We start from the raw sequence: 18,995 nt of genomic DNA on the forward strand, positions 1-18,995 counted from the left end.
TTTACCCTTCGCCGCGCAGCATGCGGATGATGCCGGAGAAGTCGGCGCCGCCCTCTCCTTGCGCGTTCATCAGCGCGTAGAGCTGCGCCGCCGCAGCCCCCAACGGGGTGGGGGCACCGGCGCCCTGTGCCGCTTCCTGGGCCAGCTTCAGGTCCTTCAGCATCAGCGCCGCCGCGAAACCGGGCTGGTAATCGCGGTTGGCCGGGCTGGCCGGCACCGGGCCGGGGACCGGGCAGTAGCTGGTCAGCGACCAGCACTGGCCCGACGAGGTCGACGACACGTCGAACAGCGCCTGATGCGACAGGCCGAGCTTTTCCGCCAGCACGAAGGCCTCGCAGACGCCGATCATCGAGATGCCGAGGATCATGTTGTTGCAGATCTTGGCCGCCTGGCCGGCACCGGCGCCGCCGCAATGGACGATCTTCTTGCCCATGGCCTCCAGGATCGGGCGGGCGCGCTCGAAGGCGTCCGCCTCGCCGCCGGCCATGAAGGTCAGCGTGCCGGCGGCGGCACCGCCGACGCCGCCCGACACCGGCGCGTCGAGCGAGGCGGCGCCCGTGCCGGCGGCCAGCGCATGTGCCTTGCGGGCGGAGTCCACGTCGATGGTGGAGCAGTCGATCAGCAGCGTGCCCGGCCGGGCCAGCGGTGCGATGTCGCCATAGACGCCCAGCACATGTTTGCCGCCCGGCAGCATGGTGATGACCACGTCGGCCGCCGCGGCGATTGCCGCCGGAGACTCGCCGATGGTGACGCCGGCCGCCTTGGCCGCCTCGATGGCCGCGGGCACGAGGTCGTAGCCCACCACCTGATGCCCCGCCTTCACGAGGTTCGCGGCCATCGGGCCGCCCATGTTGCCCAATCCGATGAAACCGATCACCGCCATCGTCGCGTCTCCCGTTGCTTTGGTTTTTATGGTGCGCGGTTCTTGAAGATCCTCGCCGCGCGACCCCCTCACCCTAACCCTCTCCCCGGGGGGGAGAGGGGACTAAGGGGCGTGTTGGATTACGCCATTCGCCCGATCTCGCTGCGCGAGACGATCAGGCGCATGATCTCGTTGGTGCCTTCCAGGATCTGGTGGACCCGCAGGTCGCGCACGATCTTCTCAACGCCGTAATCGGCCAGATAGCCGTAGCCGCCGAACAGCTGGAGCGCGTTGTTCGCCACCTCGAAGCCGGTGTCGGTGGCGAAGCGCTTCGCCATCGCACACAGGCGTGTGGCGTCCTTGTTCTTCGCATCCAGCGCCGAGGCGGCGCGGTGGACGAAGGTGCGGGCGGCCTCAAGCTCCGTCGCCATGTCGGCGATGCGGAACTGCAGCGCCTGGAAGCGGTCGAGCGTCTGGCCGAAGGCCTTGCGCTCGCTCATGTAGGTCAGCGCCTTGTCGAGTGCGGCCTGGGCGCCGCCGATGGAGCAGGCGGCGATGTTGATGCGGCCGCCGTCCAGCCCCTTCATGGCGAACTTGAAGCCCATCCCCTCCTGCCCCAGCAGGGCGGATGCGGGGATGCGGGCGTCCTCCAGGATGACGGCACGGGTCGGCTGGGCGTTCCAGCCCATCTTGTGCTCGTTGGCGCCGAAGGACAGGCCGGGGGTGTCTTTCGGAACGAGGAAGGCGCTGATGCCGCCGGGGCCGTCCTCGCCGGTGCGGGCCATGACGAGGTAGAGGTCGGAGCTGCCGGCACCGGAAATGAACTGCTTGGCGCCGTTGAGGACGTAACTGTCGCCGTCGCGCACCGCCCTGGTCCGCAGCGCCGCGGCGTCGGAACCGGCGTTGGCCTCGGTCAGGCAGTAGCTGGCGAGCCAGTCCATGGTGCAGAGCTTCGGCAGCCAATGGGCCTTCTGCTCGTCGCTGCCGAAATTGTCCACCATCCCCGCCACCATGTTGTGGATGGAGATGTAGGAGGCGATGGTCGGGCAGCCCTGGCTCAGCGCCTCGAAGATCACCACGGCGTCGAAGCGGCTGAGTGCCGAGCCGCCATGGTCCTCCGACACATAGATGCCGCCCATGCCGAGCGCCCCGGCGGCGCGCAGCGTGTCGATGGGGAAATGCTTCTTCTGGTCCCACTCGACGGCGTTGGGCGCCAGCTCGTCGCGGGCGAAGGACAGCGCCATGTCGCGGATGGCGACCTGGTCTTCGGTCAGTTCAAAGGACATGCGTCACCTCGTGCAACCCCCCTCCCGCCGGAGGCGGGAGGGGGAATGTTACGCCCATCACTCCATGGTCGGAATGACGAAGCTGGCGCCTTCCTTGACGCCCGAGGGCCAGCGGGAGGTGACGGTCTTGGTCTTGGTGTAGAAGCGCACCGCGTCGGGGCCGTGCTGGTTCAGGTCGCCGAAGCCCGACCGCTTCCAGCCGCCGAAGGTGTAGTAGGCGAGCGGAACCGGGATCGGAACGTTGATGCCGACCATGCCGACATCGACACGGCTCGCGAAGTCGCGGGCGGCGTCGCCGTCGCGGGTGAAGATGGCTACGCCGTTGCCGTACTCGTGGTCGTTCGGCAGCGACAGCGCCTCTTCATAGGAGTCGGCACGGACGACGGAGAGGACCGGGCCGAAGATCTCCTCCTTGTAGATGCGCATGTCCGGCTTCACCTCGTCGAACAGGCAGCCGCCCATGTAGAAGCCGTTCTCGTAGCCCTGCATCTTGAACTCGCGGCCATCGACCGCCAGCTTGGCGCCTTCCTTGACGCCGAGATCGACGTAGGACTTCACCCGCTCCAGATGCTCGGCGGTCACCAGCGGGCCGAAATCGGCGCTGCTGTCGGTCGAGGGGCCGACCTTCAGGCTTTCCACCCGCGGGATCAGGCGGTCCATCAGGGCGTCGGCGGTCTTCTTCCCCACCGGGACGACGACCGAGATCGCCATGCAGCGCTCGCCCGCTGCACCGAAGCCGGCGCCGATCAGCGCGTCGGTCGCCTGGTCGAGGTCGGCGTCCGGCATCACCAGCGCGTGGTTCTTGGCGCCGCCGAAGCACTGCACGCGCTTACCGGCAGCGCAGCCGCGGTTGTAGATGTATTCGGCGATCGGGGTGGAGCCGACGAAGCCCACCGCCTTGATGTCGCGGTCGTCGAGGATGGCGTCCACCGCCACCTTGTCACCATGGACGACGTTGAGGATGCCCGCCGGCAGGCCGGCTTCCAGCATCAGCTCGGCCAGCTTGACCGGCACGCCCGGCGTGCGCTCCGACGGCTTCAGGATGAAGGCGTTGCCGCAGGCGATGGCCGGGGCGAACTTCCACATCGGGATCATGGCCGGGAAGTTGAACGGCGTGATGCCGGCGACGACGCCGAGAGGCTGGCGCATCGAATAGATGTCGATGCCGGGGCCGGCGCCGTCGGTGAACTCGCCCTTCAGCAGGTGCGGGATGCCGCAGGCGAACTCCACCACCTCCAGACCGCGCTGGATGTCGCCCTTGGCGTCGACGATGGTCTTGCCATGCTCCAGCGACAGCAGCAGCGCCAGCTCGTCGTAATCGCGCTGGACGAGGTCGAGGAAGCGCATCAGCACACGGGCGCGGCGCTGCGGGTTGGTGGCGGCCCAGCCGCGCTGCGCCTCCTTGGCGTTCTCGACCGCGGCGCGCATCTCCTCGACGCTCGCCAGCGGCACGCGGGCGCGCACCTCGCCGGTCATCGGGGAGTAGACGTCGGCGAACCGGCCGGACGTGCCGGAAACCAGCTTGCCGCCGATCAGGTGCTGAAGTTCGGTGGTCATCCTATTGTCCTCCCTCGGGATTGTTTGTCACCATGTGGACCTGAGCGGCCCTTTGGGGCGACCCGAAACTTTGCGCATCGGTTGTGCAGGAATGCGGCAAGGGGTGTGCGCCTGTCCCCAAAGGTGTGTGGAGAGTTGAAACCCCACCGCTTATAGTGCGCCCGCGCAGTCCGGACCGGAATCCGATCCGGGCCGTGCGGGGATTGCCGCAGAAACGGCGAAGCGGAATGGACATGACCAGCCACGAAGACGTCTTCGACACGCCGGAGACACGGCAGCCGACCATCCTGTCGGTCTACAATCAGAAGGGCGGCGTCGGCAAAACGACCACCTCGGTGAACCTCGCGCTCGCGCTGGCGGCGCTGGGCAAGAGCGTCGTGCTGATCGATTTCGACCCGCAGAGCAGCGCCACCAGCAATTTCCTGCTGCGCGACAAGGCCAAGGTCGGCATCAACGACCTGCTGCGCAAGGAAACCTTCGTCGAGGACGCCATCACCCCGACCGCCTTCGACGGGCTGTCGATGATCGTCGGCGCGCGCAAGCTCTACTCGCTGGAGCATGCGCTGGACAGCCGCGGCGGCTCGCAGCGGGGCTTGCGCAAGGCGCTGCATTTCTCGCGCAACCCGCCGGACTATGTCGTCATCGACTGCCCGCCGGCGCTGGGCCATCTGGCGGCCGGCGCGCTTGCGGCGTCGGACCGGCTGATCCTGCCGGTCTTCCCCGGCCGCTATGCGCTGGACGGGCTGCGCCGCACCTTGCAGGTGGTGGAGCATATCCAGAACGGGCTGAACCCCAGCCTGTCGCTGGCCGGCATCCTGATGATGTCGATCACCAACGACGAGGTCGGGCGCGAATCGCTGACGCAGCTGCGCAACGAGTTCCCCGAGCAGATGTTCCGCACCGCCTTCCCCTATGACGTGGATGTGGTGAAGGCGACCTACCGCCGTATGCCGGCGACCATCTTCACACCGGAAGGGCGGACGACCAGCCGCTTCGCCGCGCTGGCCTGGGAGGTCGTCCATGGCCGCGGCACGGCCCCCGACGACAACCAGCTGAAGCCGGCGCTGGAGCGCATCCGCTCCTGGCACGAGGCGACGGACACCTCCTACAGCGCGCGGCGTGCGTCCTCCATCGACGAGGGCGACGAGCCGGGCGGCGGGGGCAATGGGGCGCGGCAGGCGGAGCGTGCGCAATCCTCCGGCCGCGGCGGGATTGGCCTGGGGCTCGTCGGGCTGGCGGTCGGGCTGGCCGGCGGCTTCGCGCTGGGGGCAGCCGTGGGGCAGCCGATCCTCGGCAGGCTGCTTGGGCTGGGGGGATGAGGCGCTTTTCCCGCCAGACCGCCGCCAGACCGCCTGCGCAGCGCTATGCGCAGCCATGCGGCGACCGGAGGGCGTTTGGCGGCCGGACGGGTTGGTCTGGAGCGGGGCGTGACATACATCTCCCCGATCCGCGGCGGGGCAGGGCAGACGCCTGATCTTTCTTCTCCCCTGGCTCCCGCCGCCACCGACACGATCGAGACGGGAATTCGCATGTCCGCTCTGTTCACGCCCTTCACGCTGAAGGACGTCACCCTGCGCAACCGCATCGCGGTTCCGCCGATGTGCCAGTACAGCGCCGTCGACGGCGTCGTCAACGACTGGCATCTCGCCCATTATCCCGGCCTTGCCCGCGGCGGCGCCGGTCTGGTGATCGTCGAGGCGACGGCGGTGTCGCCGGAAGGCCGCATCACGCCGGGCTGCACCGGGCTGTGGACCGACGCCCAGGCGGAAGGGATGGCGCGCATCGCCGCCTCCATCGCCGCCGCCGGCGCCGTCCCCGGCATCCAGATCGGCCATGCCGGCCGCAAGGCCAGCGCCAACCGCCCGTGGGAGGGCGACGACCACATCGCCGAGGGCGATCCGCGCGGCTGGGACACCCTCTCGCCGTCGGCGGTGGCCTTCGGCCATCACCTGCCCAAGGTGCCGAAGGCGATGACGCTGGACGACATCGCCCGCGTCCGCGCCGATTTCGTGGCCGCCGCCGTGCGCGCCCGCGATGCCGGCTTCAAGTGGCTGGAGCTGCATTTCGCCCATGGCTATCTCGGCCAGAGCTTCTTCTCGGTCCATGCCAACACGCGCACCGACCAGTATGGCGGCGATTTTGCCGGGCGCAGCCGCTTCCTGCTGGAGACACTGGCGGCGGTGCGCGAGGTGTGGCCGGAAAACCTGCCGCTGACCGCCCGCTTCGGCGTGATCGAGTATGACGGGCGCGACGAGCAGACGCTGGCCGAGTCGATCGAACTCGCCCGCAACTTCCGGGCCGGCGGGCTCGACCTGCTGAGCGTCAGCGTCGGCTTCTCCACCCCCGACGCGCAGGTGCCGTGGGGGCCGGCCTTCCTGGCGCCGGTCGCCGAGCGGGTGCGGCGCGAGGCCGAACTGCCGGTGGCGGCGGCCTGGGGCATCGACGCGCCGAAGATCGCCGACCGCACCGTCGCCGACGGGCAGCTGGATCTGGTGATGGTCGGCCGCGCCCATCTGGCCAACCCGCATTATCCCTACCGCGCCGCCAAGGAGCTGGGCGTCGAGCGTCCGTCCTGGGTGCTGCCGGCGCCCTATGCCCACTGGCTGGAGCGGTATCGGGCGACCGATACCGTCACGGCGGATTGAGGGTGGTGCGGTGAGACTCTCCCTCTCCCGTCCCGGGAGAGGGAAGGGGCCTGCCGCTAAGCGGTGGGAAGGGTGAGGGGTGATCCAAGGATCAAGATCCATGTTCGGATAGCCCCTCACCCTCCCCACTTCGTGGGTCCCCTCCCTCTCCCGGGGCGGGAGAGGGCATTGGAGCCGCTTAGCCCGCTTCGGCTGCGGAGGAGGCGCTCCACAAATTGATGCCGGCGTCGGCGACGGCGTGGGTGTCGATCTCCGCCAGTTCCTCCGGGCTGAAGGACAGGCTGTTCAGCGCGTCCAGCGAGTTGTCGAGCTGTTCGACGTTGCGTGCGCCGATCAGGGCGGAGGTGACGCGCGGGTCGCGCAGGACCCAGGCGATGGCCATCTGCGCCAGCGTCTGGCCGCGCCGCTTGGCGATGGCGTCGAGCGCGCGGATGCGCTCCAGATTTTCCGGCGACAGGAAGTTGGCGCGCAGGCTGCCGCCCTTGGCGGCGCGGGCGTCTGTCGGCTGACCACTGAGATACTTGTTGGTCAGCATGCCCTGGGCCATCGGCGAGAAGGCGATGCAGCCCATGCCGAGATCCTCCAGCGTGTCGAGCAGGCCGCCCTCCACCCAGCGGTTCAGCATCGAGTAGGAGGGCTGGTGGATCAGGCAGGGGGTGCCCAGCTGCTTCAGGATGCCCACCGCCCGCCGCGTCATCTCCGGCGAGTAGGAGGAGATGCCGACATAGAGCGCCTTGCCCTGGCGGACGATGTGGTCGAGCGCCCCCATCGTCTCCTCCAGCGGGGTGCGGGGATCGACGCGGTGCGAATAGAAGATGTCGACATAGTCGAGACCCATCCGCGTCAGGCTCTGGTCCAGGCTGGAGACCAGATATTTGCGCGAGCCCCAGTTGCCGTAGGGGCCGGGCCACATCTCGTAGCCGGCCTTGGTCGAGATGACCATCTCGTCGCGGTAGGGACGGAAATCGGTGGCGAGGATGCGGCCGAAATTCTCCTCCGCCGAGCCCGGCGGCGGGCCGTAATTGTTGGCGAGGTCGAAATGGGTGACGCCGCGGTCGAAGGCCCGGCGCAGCACGGCGCGCCCGGTGGCGAACACGTCGGTGCCGCCGAAATTCTGCCAGAGCCCCAGCGAAATGGCCGGCAGGTCGAGCCCGCTGCGGCCGGTGCGGCGGTAGCTCATGCTCCCATAGCGCTGATCGGCGGCGAGGTAGGGCGGCTGCATGGCGAACTCCCGATGTGATTCTTAGTGATATATCAGCATAGGGCGCCGATGCCGACGGACGCAATCCTTCCAACCGGATGACGTGGTGTTCGGGCGTGGCGCCCAGAGTCGGAGGGATGTCCCTCCCGTCGTCAAAGCGCGCCGTTTGGGAGGGAGAAGCCGGTGGGGTGGTTTCCGCCGCAGAGCAATTCGCCTGCTTCCATCCCTTTTTCCAATGTCGAACCATCGAGAAGATGGGCTGTAAGCCGCAAATGCCGGACCCTGCGGCAATCGTCATCGGCCAGTGTCGCCGCGTATTCCCTGCGGTCATCGGACAGGATGTACCAACCGTCGCGCGTGATGGCGAACAATGGCAGACCGTCGGCATCCTCTCCTTGGACCGTGATGTCACGGGCGAACAGATGCGCGCTTCCACGATTGGCGAGCACGATGGACAGCGTGCCCGCCTCCACCGGATAGGCATGCAGCCAACCGGCGGGATGTGTGCCGAGGGGGCGGCGGAACACCGGCACCGTGATCGCCGCCGTCACCTGCATCCCGTTCGCGGCGACCGGTTCGCCTTCAGCGTGTTCGGACAGGCGGATGCGGTACGCCTCCTCCCGGTCGTCCCGCTGTCCCTTCACCGCCACCTGTATCTCGCCCGTTTCGCCGGGGGCGAGTTTCAGTATGTCGGTCGAAAGCCGGATCGCTTCGGTCGGCTCCAACCGCAGGGTGCCGTCCGTCCGCATGCCCCAGGCGAAGACGCTCAACGCGAAGCGTACCGCCGTGTCGCGCTCGTTGGTCACGCGCAGCGGCGCGCTTTTGGTGTCTGGCGTCAGGTAAAGCTGTGTGGGCGTGATCGTCGGTAGCTTTACGGGGATAAGAAAGGCGGAAGCCCCATCGTCGGGAAGGGCGTCCATGGCTGAAGACGATGATATGTTTCCCGGCGATGTGTTTTCCGGCGCCGTATCGGCCATGACCGATCCAATCCAGGCGCCAGACAACAGAATCAGGCTCAACCATCGAAGGCGGACCCTCATCGCCGGTCTCCACTTTGCGCGAGGCGGGCGTCCGGACGGCGCGGCTGTCCGGACGCCCACACCCATTGATCAGTAGTTGTAGTTGACGATGACCTGCTCGGTGCCGACATTGATCGTCGGCGTCATGGACACCGTGCTGCTGTACGAAACGAATGTGCCGATCTGGAACGGCTTGTTGGCGGCATAGCCATTGAAGACGCTGCTGCTGCCCGATGGCGACGACGTGTCGACGCAAGTTCCCGATTTCGTGTTGTGGCACAGGCGATACCGCTTCCCGGCGTTGTATGCCGGCTGGGACGAGGAGGAACTGATGCTCCACGACAGCGACGAAATCGTTGCCGTCGCAGGAATGCTTCCCACCGGCTGAATCGTCGTTCCCCAATATACCCAGTTGGTCTGGTACATGATGGTCCCATAGCCTTGGCTTGACCATGCGGCGGCATTGGCGGCAGAGGCGACCGCGGCGAAGGTCAGCGCGGCAGTGGCGACGGCAGCCATCTTCTTGATGCCGAACGTCATCCCGATATTCTCCATATTGTATAAGATTGACAATATACCCGTTTGGAGTGTGTCACGATATGCCCCCTGTTTCAATTTTGATTTAAAGAATTTCTACAATAAATGACTCGTGATCATACAATAATATGCCTGCATACGGAAGCATTGAAGATCATTAGATTTAAAAATAAGCATTTTGGGGAGCGGGTTGATATGAGGTTGTCAAGAAGATGTTTCGGACCTCATATGGCAGAAATTTCCACCGGCAAAAATTTCCTGCGGCCGGCATTTGCTTCTTCTCGCCGGAATCGGGAAGGGTGCCGTCAGGGAGGAAAGTGAGCGACGACAGAGGGATATGTGCATGGCATGCGATTTGCTTCCTTGGGTTGAGATACCCTCCGTGAAAAAGGTGTCGAACGATGTCGATACAGGGCTATGCGCAAGGGAGCGTTTACAAACCCTCCATTCCGTTCGCGGCGATCCGCGCGCCCGGAGCGGGCGTGCCGTCCTCCGCGATGCGCCCGGCGGACGGCGGCGGCCCCACCGGCGGTGAGCAGGACGGAAGTGCCGCCATGACGGACGGGGCGCGCTCCCGCCAATCCGCCGGTGGACCATCCGTTCCCACGCTGTCTCCCCGGACTCTGGGCGGCCTGCTGAAGCAGCAGGAAAGCAGGCCGACGTCATGGGACGACAGCCCGAGTTCGCCGCCGCCCGCCCCGCCCGGCGAGGCTCCGGTGTGGGGGGTCGGCTATTACCTCAGCAGCGCCGACAAGGAGATGCTGACCAAGGCCACCGGCTACCGCTTCGACAAGCTTGGCATGCCTTGCGATGAGAATGGCAACCGCGTGGAATGCGCGGCCAACAACGTCATCGGCCAGATTGGTCTGGAGCGCGAGGGCGGCGCGCTGAAGGGGGCGATAACGCCCGATTACATGCAAAACCTGTTCAACCGCTTGTCCGCCCAGGGAGAGCAGGTCGATCGCCGATGGCTGGCCAGATCGCTGGACTATCTCGACTCGAGAGCGGCCACCGGCCAGGCATAATGGCCGGATGGCGGGGCGCAGACCTTGCGCACACAGCCGCGCAGCCAGCGGTGCGCCGGGTCGGCGTCCAGCCGCGGGTGCCAGATCAGCGAGACGGTGACCTCCGGCGCCGTGAAGGGCAGTGCGAAGCTGTGGAGGCCGGCGCGCAGCCCCTCCGTGTGCCGCTCCGGCACGCTGACGATCAGGTCGGTGCCGCGCAGCAGCGCCAGCGCCGCGGCGAAGCCGCCGACCGTGGCGACGATGCGGCGTTGGAGACCCAGCCGGTCCAGCGCCTCGTCCACCAGCCCGCGGTCTTCACCGCGCCGCGACACCAGCACATGGCGACCGGCTGCATAGCGGGCGGCGGTGACCGCGCCCGCGGTCAGCGGATGGCCGGGGCGGACGACGCCGATGAAGCGGTCATGGAACAGCGCCTGGGTGCGCAGTTCGGGGCCACTGTCGCTGACGACGACACCGGTTTCCAGATCGACAGAGCCGTCGCGCAGCGGGCCGCTGTCCTTGTCCGGCTTGGGCAGAAAGCGGATGCGGACGCCGGGCGCCTCGGCGGCGGCGAGGGTGAGCAGGGCCGCGCCATAGCTTTCGACGAAGCCGTCGCTGGTCCGCAGGGTGAAGGTCCGGGCCAGCCGGCCGATGTCGAGATTTTCGGCCGGGCGCAGGGCCGCCTCCGCCTCCTGCACGAGCAGGCGGACGCGGTCGCGCAGGTCGAGCGCGCGCGGCGTGGGGACGAGGCCGCGCCCGGCCCGGACCAGCAGCGGGTCGCCGGTCGCCTCGCGCAGCCGCGCCAGCGCCCGGCTCATCGCCGACGGGCTGAGCCGCAGCCGGCGCGCCGCACCGGCGACGCTGCCTTCCGCCAGCAGGGCGTCCAGGGTGACGAGCATGTTGAGGTCGGGTGCGGTCATGCGCCGGAGCGTAGCATGGGCCGACCGCCGCCGCTGCCGGGACATGACGCCGGATGCACGAATACAGTGCGGATGCTGCGCGTTCCGCCATGTCACCCCGCGCCCTAGCCTGGATGCCTGTCATTCGGGAAGGAGAGGCGTCATGAGGGAAGCGGTTGCGGAGCAGGAACTGGCGGGCGGACCAGCGCGAGGGCTGGTGGCACAGGGGGGATTGGCCGGGCTGGCGCTGGCGATGCTGCTGTCCTCGCTCGGCACCAGCATCGCCAATGTCGGATTGCCGGCCCTGGCGCAGGCGTTCGACGTGCCGTTCCGCGAGGTCCAATGGGTGGTGCTGGCCTATCTGCTGGCGATCACCACGCTGATCGTCGGGGTCGGGCGGCTGGGCGACATCGTCGGGCGGCGGCGCCTGCTGCTGGCCGGGATCGCCCTGTTCACGGCGGGATCCGCCGCCTCCGCCGCCGCGTCCGGCCTGTGGATGCTGGTGGCGGCCCGGGCGGTGCAAGGGCTGGGGGCCGCCGCGATGATGGCGCTCGCCACCGCCTTCGTCGGCGATGCGGTGCCGAAGGAGCGGATCGGCCGGGCGATGGGGCTGATGGGAACGACATCGGCGGTCGGCACCGCGCTCGGCCCGACGCTGGGCGGCCTGCTGATCGCGGCCTTCGGCTGGCCGGCGATCTTCCTGGTCACCGTGCCGCCGGGCGTCGCGGCCTTCCTGCTGGTGCGGCGCTGCCTGCCGGCCGACCGGGGGGTGGAGACTGCAGGCGGGGCGGGGCGGGGGAGCTTCGATATTCCCGGCACGCTGATCCTGGCCCTGACGCTGGGGACTTACGCGCTGGCGATGACCGGCGGGCGCGGCGGCTTCGGCTGGTCCGACCTGACGCTTCTGCTGGCGGCGGCCGGCGGGGCCGGGCTGTTCCTGGCGGTGGAGGCGCGGACGGCGTCGCCGCTGCTGCGGCTGGAGATGCTGCGCGACCGGACGCTGTGCGGGCGCCTGGCGATGAGCCTGCTGGTGGCGACGGTGCTGATGGCGACCCTGGTGGTGGGGCCGTTCCATCTCGCCCGCGCGCTGGGGCTGGGAGCGGCGGCGGTCGGCTTGGGGATGTCGGCCGGACCGCTGGTGGCGGCGCTGACCGGCGTGCCGGCCGGACGGCTGGTCGACCGCTTCGGCGCCGCCGGCATGACGGTCGCCGGGCTGGGGGCGGTGGCCGGCGGCTGCGTGCTGCTGGCGCTGCTGCCGGCGACGTTGGGCGTGGCTGGCTATGTCGGGCCGCTCGTCGTCGTCACCGCCGGCTATGCGCTGTTCCAGACCGCCAACAACACGGCGGTGATGGCCGATGTGGAGAAGGACCGCCGCGGCGTGGTGTCGGGGGTGCTGAACCTGTCGCGCAATCTGGGGCTGATCACCGGCGCCTCGGTGATGGGAACGATCTTCACGCTGGGGGTGGGGACGGAGGTGGCCGTCGCGGTGCCGGAGGCCGTCGCGGCGGGAACCCGGACGATTTTCGCCGTCTCGGCCGGGCTGATCGCCGTGGCGCTCCTCCTCGCCGTCCGGACGGCAGGGCGGCGGTAAAGGCCGGGCGAGGCGCAGCACGATTGCGCCCCGGTCATCGCTCATCGGTCAGCTGGCATCGCTCAGTTGGCAGCGGCTTGCCATGAAGTCCACAAAGGCGCGGACGCGCGCGGGCAGGGGGCCCGGACCTCCGAGATAGACGGCGTGGATGTCCTCGCTGCCGCCGGGATTCATGTGTTCCAGCACCGGCACAAGCGCACCGGCGGCGATGTCGGTCTCCACCTGGAAGCGCGCCAGACGCGCCAGCCCGACGCTGCCCAGGGCAAGCAGGCGCGCGGCGTCCCCGTCGCTCGCCCGTGCGGCGATGGGCGGCATATGCTCCTCGATCTCTTTGTCGCTTCCGCTTTCGGTCCTGAAAGGCCAGCCGCCGATGGTCCGCGGGAAGGTCCAGCCGATTCCCTTGTGCCGGGCAAGCTCGTCCGGGTGTCCCGGCGTCCCATGCCGTGCCAGATAGGCGGGGGAGGCGACCACGACCATGCGCGTGCTCCCCAGCTTGCGGATCATCAGGCTGGAATCGCGCAGCGGCCCGGTCCGGATCGCGACATCGGCCCGCTCCTCCATCAGGTCGACCACCGCATCCGACAGCACGAGGTCGATGGTGACGCCGGGATGGGCGGCCAGGAACTCGGGCACCAGCGGGATCAGGTGGCGCATGCCGAAGGGGACGTTGCTGTTGACGCGCAGGTGTCCGCGCGGCGTCGCACCGGCCGAGGCCTCCCGCTCGGCCTCCTCCATCTCTCCCAGGATCCGCAGCGCGCGGGCGTGGAAGGCCTGACCTTCCGGCGTCAGGCTGAGGCGCCGCGTCGACCGGTGGAGCAGCCGCGTGCCCAGCCGTGTCTCCAGCCGCGTGATCAGCTTGCTGACGCCCGATGGCGTGAGGCCGCAGGCACGGGCCGCCGCGGTGAACCCGCCGAGATCGACGACCCGCGCGAAAACCTCCATCTCGGCCGCCCGGTTGACATCCATCCGCGTCACAATGATGACCCCGTGTCACAAGTTCTGAGACTGGCGGCAGCCTAATTCACAGCTGGTCCGTCGGCTATATCCTTGGCAGGCGGCCGTTGCCATCGGCGCGGCCGCGACAGCCTCGATCACGGAAGGACAGGACATGGAGTACCGGACACTCGGCGCATCGGGCCTCAAGGTGCCCGCGCTCAGCTTTGGGACCGGCACCTTCGGCGGCAAGGGTCCGCTGTTCTCGGCTTGGGGGAACAGCGACGTCGGGGATGCCCGTCGGCTGATCGACATCTGCCTCGATGCCGGCGTCACGCTCTTCGACACCGCCGACGTCTATTCGGACGGCGGCTCGGAAGAGGTGCTCGGCGCCGCCATCCGCGGGCGGCGCGACACGCTGCTGATCTCGACCAAGACCGGGCTACCCATGGGCGACGGGCCGAACGACGCGGGCCTCTCCCATCACCGGCTGATCGGCGCCGTGGAGGCGGCGCTCCGCCGGCTCGGGACGGATTACATCGACCTGCTCCAACTGCACGCCTTCGACGCCTTCACGCCGGTGGAGGAGGTGCTGCACACGCTGGATACGCTCGTCCGCGCCGGGAAGGTGCGTTACATCGGCGCCTCGAACTTCGCGGGCTGGCAGCTGATGAAGTCGCTCGCCGTCGCCGACCGTCATGGCTGGCCGCGCCATGTCGTGCATCAGGTCTATTATTCGCTGACCGGGCGCGACTATGAATGGGAGCTGATGCCGCTTGGCCTCGACCAGAAGGTCGGCGCGCTGGTCTGGAGCCCGCTCGGCTGGGGCAGGCTGACCGGCAAAATCCGCCGTGGCCAGCCGATCCCCGAGGGCAGCCGCCTCCACGACACCGCCCAGTGGGGGCCGCCCGTCGACGAGGAACGCCTCTACCGCATCGTCGACGCGCTCGACGCCGTGGCGGCCGAGACCGGGCGCAGCGTTCCCCAGGTCGCCATCGCCTGGCTGCTCGCACGGCCGACCGTTTCCTCGGTGATCGTCGGTGCTCGCAACGAGGCGCAGCTGCGGGACAATCTGGGGGCTGTCGGCTGGACGCTCGAACCCGGGCAGATCGCCCGTCTCGACGCGGCCAGCGACGTGATGCCCGCCTATCCCTATTACCCGTACCGCACGCAGGAGGGGTTCGCCCGGCTCAATCCGATGCCCGTTTAGGGTCTCGGAGGGATCCTGAGGCGCTCTGCGTCGGAGCGGCGCATAGGCCAGACCCTGCGATGCGCATCCCGGTGGCGCGCGTGCCTCTTCGCCAGTGACGGCGGAAGCCACGGTCGTGATCCTGTGGTCACCGAAGCCCGCAGCCCAATCACGGCGATCAACCGGCGCCTGCTGTACCGACGGTCAATCCGAAGATCTGCCCGCAAGGAATGTGCTGCATCCCTGTTGAGGTTAGCGCGCACTCGCCAACCGCCATCACCGGAAACAGCCGTCAGGAGCACCCACATGTCCAAGGAAGCACTCAAGGATCTCCTCATCGAGGAGCTTCAGGATGCATACAGTTCCGAGACCCAAATCCTCGAGGCGCTGCCCGCGATGGCGGACGCGGCGTCATCTCCTCAGCTGAAGCAGGCATTCCAGACCCACCTCAAGGAGACGGATGGGCAGGTAAAGCGTCTGGAGCAGATCTTCCAGATCCTCCAGGCCGACCCCACCGGCAACACCTGTGAAGCCACCCAGGGGCTGATCGAGGAAGCCGAAGAGATCATGGAGCAGGGTCTCTCGCCGGAGGTTCTCGATGTCGCCCTGATCATGGCCGCCCAGAAGGTCGAGCATTACGAGATTGCCAGCTACGGCTCCCTCAGGACGCTGGCGGAGACGTGCGGACTGACGGACGTCGCCAAGCTGCTCGATGAGACGCTCAGCGAGGAAAAGGCAACCGATGAGAAGCTGACCCAGCTTGCCGAGGGCGAGGTCAATCAGCGCGCCTTCAAGGCGGCGTGATCGGTCGGCGACGGCCGTGCCGGGCGCGGTCGTCGCTTGCCCATCACCTGCCAACCTCGGTGCCGAATGCCTTCGCCGTATAGGCTGCGGGCAGAAGCGCCATTGTCCTGCTGTTCTTGACCCTGCCCATCGTCCGCGCTGGCATGCGACCGGGCTTTGGCATTGACCGCCGACCGGTCGCGGCCCGCTGTTCTATCCGACCCCGCGGCATAAACCGAACGGCGCGGTCTTGTACGGCCATGGCGACGGGCCCAGCTGTGAAGCGCCCGAACCCGCGATAAGGCCCTCGTCATGATCGATCCGCCCCGCCCCGGCTGCCAGCCTGCTTCGACACGCGAGACGACGCGGGCGCGGACGCCGTGCTGACGGGGCTTCCGGATTTCGCGGCCCTGGATTTCACGGCCTATGGGACCGCGCTCGCGGGCTTCATCGAGACGCATGCGGACTGGGCGGAGATCATCATCTTCCTGATGGCCTTCGCGGAGGGGCTGACGCTCGTCGGGCTTCTCATCCCCGGCGTCGTCATGCTGACCGCGAGCGGTGCGCTCGTCGCCGCGGGCGTTCTCGATTTCTGGTCGGTCTATCTGGCGATCGCGGGCGGCGCGATCCTGGGGGACGCCACGTCCTACTGGCTGGGCCGACGCTATGGCGAGCGCATGTTCCGGCTCTGGCCCCTCAGCAGGCATCCCGAACTGCGCGGCCGTGGCGAAGCCTTCTTTCTCCGGCATGGCAGCAAGAGCGTGTTCCTGGCGCGCTTCATCGGCCCGCTGCGTGCGGTGGTGCCGACGACGGCCGGCATGATGGCGATGCCCCATCGCAAGTTCCAGGCGTTCAACGTCCTGTCGGCCGTGATCTGGGCGCCGCTGCTGATGTCGCCGGGCCATCTCGCCTGGACCGGCTACGACAGGAGCGGCGTGGGGGACCGCCCCGCACCAGCCGCCGAGGGCGGCATGGGACAAGGGGCGGCCAAATCCTGCGCGCCCGCTCCGCCCGTCGAGGGATCGCCGGCAGGAACGGGCTGCTAGCTGTTTGGCAGGGGGCTGACTGTTCGGAGTGACAACTCATGTCGAGCCGGCCGATTGTACCCTTTTCGCCGGTGAACGCTCCGCCGCCCTGCCCAGCCGTCCGGCCGACTTTGGCGGAGGCGTTCAAAATCCAGGCGTTTCCTCGGTCCTGCCGCATTGCCTCACTGGCTCCATCCTCGTCCGATTGTGCCTGTCGCGCGGCCCATTGTGCCGCGACAGAATTAACGAGACTCAATGCCCGCTAACCCATTGATTCCACGTTGCGTGGCGACACCATTCGTGAGACTCCACGTCAGCAATAATGAGACAGGCCGCAGCAAACGACACAATTCCTGAGATCAATGTCCGCTTGCGACGAACCTGGATGTCTCAATCGCGTTGAGGACGATGCGATGCAGGCCGACGGCCTGGCTGTCGACTCGGGCGCAGCGCAGGCGGCCCTCGATGAGCCCACGCAGGACCGGAACGCTGCGCCCTCCGTGTAACGCCGGTCGCGTCTTGCTTGACCCGAGGCGCGCCTCCGGCCCGCCGTCGAGCGCCGGGTCGACGACGACGCGCTCGAGGACCCCCTTGAGGAAGCGGCGGACCTCCGCCGAGTCGTACAGGGTGCCCGACTTCGGCGCCTTGCCGGTCACATCCGGCACCATTCCGGCTTGCACGATGGCAGCGAATGTCACGGGGGAGACGCCTAGGATGTCGCTGGCCTCCGACTTCGTCAGCAGGCGCTCCGTTGACTTGGCCAGTTCGACGACCATGGACCGCAGCAGCGGGGCCCTGAGCGAACCGCGCTTCCGCTCTCCGCTCAGGAAGATGCAGAGGTTAGGGACGCATTGGAGGCGGATTACCGGGATGCCCAGCATCGCCGCAGCCTCGTCCATGGAAATGGTCGACTTATCCTCGAAGGTCTTGTGTCCCTGCTGTTCGCCTCCCGGCTCGGTGATGGTGGCCAGCAGGTTCGCCTTCACACGTTCGCCGACGCCTGATGGCAGACTATTCACCCAGATGCGCACCGGGTCGTCCGTGCGCTGGGCCGATGACGCCAGGAACGCCCCCATCCCGGTTGGCCACGCGTGGCACGCCTCGAGCGCCTCATTCAAGGCCACGTGCACGTTCTCGTCAGCCTCGTCCCCCGGGACGCTCCAATGCGCCAGTGCCGGGCGCGTCATGACTAAGCTGTGTAGCAGATCGAGTCCTTGCCCTACCTCCAGGTCGGCGAAGGGCAACATCACCTTCAGTGCATGGAATGTCGCCTCGAACGATGGCTGGTCAAGCATGCCATAGACGACCTGAGTGCCGACAAGATCCGTGTGAGCGATAGATTCTGCCGAAATCCTTGTGAAATCCCGCCCGCAGCGGCAGGTCCAGAGGTTGTCGCCCACCCATTCTAAGGAATTTCCGCATGCGTCGCACCGGAATACCAAGCGGCAGGCGTGAAGTGGGCAGATGGACACCATGGAGGCGTCCCAGATGGCACGGTGATGCGGGGACTCGGCGATGCAGCCCGGGCAGAACCGGCGGCGCCGCCAAGACACAAGGCGGCGGGGCAGAACATGTTTGCCGAACCGGCGGGTCTGGTTGGGTGCGTCGGTCCGGCAGGACAAGTTGGCGAGCACGTCGACCGCTATCCCTGTCAAGTCGGCCAAACGCTTCAGGGTATCGGGAGTGGGGCTGTTCGTCCGGTTGGGGGCCCCCGCCATACGGTGCAGCGTCCCCAAGCTGATGCAGTTCCGGGCTCCAAGTCGCCACAGGAACCCGAGCAGGCTCTCGCCTTCGATAGGTGGCACACGAAGGCGAAAATGGGGAGACATGACAGCGAAATCCTGGCGGCCTTGGTTGGCCCTAGGATTCGTGGATATTTGTGAAATGACCGTTTACCGGTGATGGAAGAGTCGTTTCGGTGTAGCAGCCGATCATGTGGCCCACGTAACCAGGGGCCACGGATGATCGCATTCATCCAAACGAGATTCATCCAGAACGTGATGCTCACTCTTCCATGTAGGCAACGTTTCGATCCAGGATAGAGAAAGGTCGACGAAGGAGGTCCCTATGTGCCTGGACAGCATTGAATCCGCTGCGGAAACCGTGCACGACTACGACAACGAGCGTCTTTTCCATGGCAGTCAAGAGATGTTGGATGACTTGAGAAAAGTATGGACAACGCCGCTTACTCTAGAAGATCTGGAGCGCCAGTCTGCTCTTTCGATCAGCAAAGGCCAGCCGGTTTTCCTTCTGCGCCGGGGGATGAATATTGCTCAGGTGAATTTATCTACTCTTCGGAGTATCATGAACAACCTTTCGCGGCACATAGCGGCTGAAGAGTGGTCTTTTCTTGCTATTGACATCGAGAAATATCAAGGATTTATCCTTGAGTCCGGCGATGGTTTGGCTGTTAGGCAGCTGGCTGAATTCAAAAATATATTGAATGCTCAGTGCTAACTAGGAA

General features: G+C 67.2%; 17 protein-coding genes and 1 pseudogene. 8 read left to right on the forward strand and 10 right to left on the reverse strand.

The window, feature by feature from the left end:
- Position 1 precedes the first annotated feature (1 nt).
- From mmsB to CRT60_RS06485, 3 genes are all read right to left on the reverse strand, one after another.
- Positions 2 to 883, reverse strand: a complete 882-nt coding sequence (gene mmsB, locus CRT60_RS06475) for a 3-hydroxyisobutyrate dehydrogenase (RefSeq protein WP_098735625.1) — start codon at positions 881 to 883, stop codon at positions 2 to 4.
- A gap of 119 nt (positions 884 to 1,002) precedes the next feature.
- Positions 1,003 to 2,148: an isobutyryl-CoA dehydrogenase gene (locus CRT60_RS06480; RefSeq protein ID WP_098735626.1), complete on the reverse strand. Its 1,146-nt coding sequence runs from the start codon at positions 2,146 to 2,148 to the stop codon at positions 1,003 to 1,005.
- A gap of 57 nt (positions 2,149 to 2,205) precedes the next feature.
- Entirely contained in the window at positions 2,206 to 3,705 is a 1,500-nt protein-coding gene (locus CRT60_RS06485; protein ID WP_098735627.1) for a CoA-acylating methylmalonate-semialdehyde dehydrogenase, read from the reverse strand.
- Positions 3,706 to 3,938: 233 nt separating this feature from the next.
- Here CRT60_RS06485 and CRT60_RS06490 point away from each other — a divergent pair, with 233 nt between their 5' ends.
- On the forward strand, positions 3,939 to 5,024 hold the full coding sequence (locus CRT60_RS06490) for a ParA family protein (RefSeq protein WP_280177203.1): 1,086 nt from the start codon (positions 3,939 to 3,941) through the stop codon (positions 5,022 to 5,024).
- A 210-nt stretch (positions 5,025 to 5,234) separates the two neighbouring features.
- Positions 5,235 to 6,350 carry an NADH:flavin oxidoreductase/NADH oxidase gene (locus tag CRT60_RS06495; protein ID WP_098735629.1) on the forward strand — a complete coding sequence of 372 codons (1,116 nt, stop codon included), beginning with the start codon at positions 5,235 to 5,237 and terminating at the stop codon, positions 6,348 to 6,350.
- Between the two features lie 178 nt (positions 6,351 to 6,528).
- Here the strand turns inward: CRT60_RS06495 and mgrA are convergent, their stop codons facing one another.
- The 3 genes from mgrA to CRT60_RS06510 form a co-directional block, all read right to left on the reverse strand.
- Entirely contained in the window at positions 6,529 to 7,572 is a 1,044-nt protein-coding gene (mgrA, locus tag CRT60_RS06500; RefSeq protein ID WP_098735630.1) for an L-glyceraldehyde 3-phosphate reductase, read from the reverse strand.
- Between the two features lie 131 nt (positions 7,573 to 7,703).
- Positions 7,704 to 8,570, reverse strand: coding sequence for a fimbria/pilus periplasmic chaperone (locus CRT60_RS06505; RefSeq protein WP_161957988.1), 867 nt, complete (start codon positions 8,568 to 8,570; stop codon positions 7,704 to 7,706).
- A gap of 90 nt (positions 8,571 to 8,660) precedes the next feature.
- Entirely contained in the window at positions 8,661 to 9,110 is a 450-nt protein-coding gene (locus CRT60_RS06510; protein WP_161957989.1) for a flagellar protein FlhE, read from the reverse strand.
- Between the two features lie 398 nt (positions 9,111 to 9,508).
- On the opposite strand from CRT60_RS06510, the gene CRT60_RS06515 reads away from it, so the two are divergent.
- The gene (locus CRT60_RS06515; protein ID WP_143273110.1) at positions 9,509 to 10,132 is read left to right on the forward strand and encodes a hypothetical protein; all 624 of its coding nucleotides are present in this window, start codon (positions 9,509 to 9,511) and stop codon (positions 10,130 to 10,132) included.
- Here CRT60_RS06515 and CRT60_RS06520 read toward each other — a convergent pair.
- A complete protein-coding gene (locus CRT60_RS06520; protein WP_098735634.1) occupies positions 10,096 to 11,031 on the reverse strand; it encodes a LysR family transcriptional regulator in 936 nt (311 codons plus the stop codon). The two genes, CRT60_RS06515 and CRT60_RS06520, sit on opposite strands and share 37 nt — an antisense overlap.
- A gap of 142 nt (positions 11,032 to 11,173) precedes the next feature.
- Between CRT60_RS06520 and CRT60_RS06525 the strand changes: the two genes are divergently transcribed.
- A complete protein-coding gene (locus CRT60_RS06525; protein WP_098735635.1) occupies positions 11,174 to 12,601 on the forward strand; it encodes an MFS transporter in 1,428 nt (475 codons plus the stop codon).
- Positions 12,602 to 12,649: 48 nt separating this feature from the next.
- On the opposite strand, the gene CRT60_RS06530 is transcribed toward CRT60_RS06525, so the two are convergent.
- On the reverse strand, positions 12,650 to 13,567 hold the full coding sequence (locus tag CRT60_RS06530) for a LysR family transcriptional regulator (RefSeq protein ID WP_204561764.1): 918 nt from the start codon (positions 13,565 to 13,567) through the stop codon (positions 12,650 to 12,652).
- A 142-nt stretch (positions 13,568 to 13,709) separates the two neighbouring features.
- On the opposite strand from CRT60_RS06530, the gene CRT60_RS06535 reads away from it, so the two are divergent.
- The 3 genes from CRT60_RS06535 (at position 13,710) to CRT60_RS06545 (ending at position 16,552) form a co-directional block, all read left to right on the forward strand.
- Positions 13,710 to 14,744, forward strand: a complete 1,035-nt coding sequence (locus CRT60_RS06535; protein ID WP_098735637.1) for an aldo/keto reductase — start codon at positions 13,710 to 13,712, stop codon at positions 14,742 to 14,744.
- A gap of 285 nt (positions 14,745 to 15,029) precedes the next feature.
- Positions 15,030 to 15,527 (forward strand): YciE/YciF ferroxidase family protein, encoded by a 498-nt coding sequence (locus CRT60_RS06540; protein WP_098735638.1) that lies wholly within the window; start codon positions 15,030 to 15,032, stop codon positions 15,525 to 15,527.
- A gap of 359 nt (positions 15,528 to 15,886) precedes the next feature.
- Entirely contained in the window at positions 15,887 to 16,552 is a 666-nt protein-coding gene (locus CRT60_RS06545; protein WP_098735639.1) for a DedA family protein, read from the forward strand.
- 338 nt (positions 16,553 to 16,890) lie between these two features.
- On the opposite strand, the gene CRT60_RS06550 is transcribed toward CRT60_RS06545, so the two are convergent.
- The gene (locus tag CRT60_RS06550; protein ID WP_244592319.1) at positions 16,891 to 17,931 is read right to left on the reverse strand and encodes a hypothetical protein; all 1,041 of its coding nucleotides are present in this window, start codon (positions 17,929 to 17,931) and stop codon (positions 16,891 to 16,893) included.
- 51 nt (positions 17,932 to 17,982) lie between these two features.
- Positions 17,983 to 18,360: pseudogene (locus CRT60_RS37740) on the reverse strand (TniQ family protein); the annotation flags it as partial.
- 238 nt (positions 18,361 to 18,598) lie between these two features.
- Between CRT60_RS37740 and CRT60_RS06555 the strand changes: the two are divergent.
- Entirely contained in the window at positions 18,599 to 18,988 is a 390-nt protein-coding gene (locus CRT60_RS06555; RefSeq protein WP_098735641.1) for a hypothetical protein, read from the forward strand.
- Positions 18,989 to 18,995: the final 7 nt, after the last annotated feature.

It is taken from the genome of Azospirillum palustre (assembly GCF_002573965.1).
Lineage (GTDB): Bacteria > Pseudomonadota > Alphaproteobacteria > Azospirillales > Azospirillaceae > Azospirillum > Azospirillum palustre.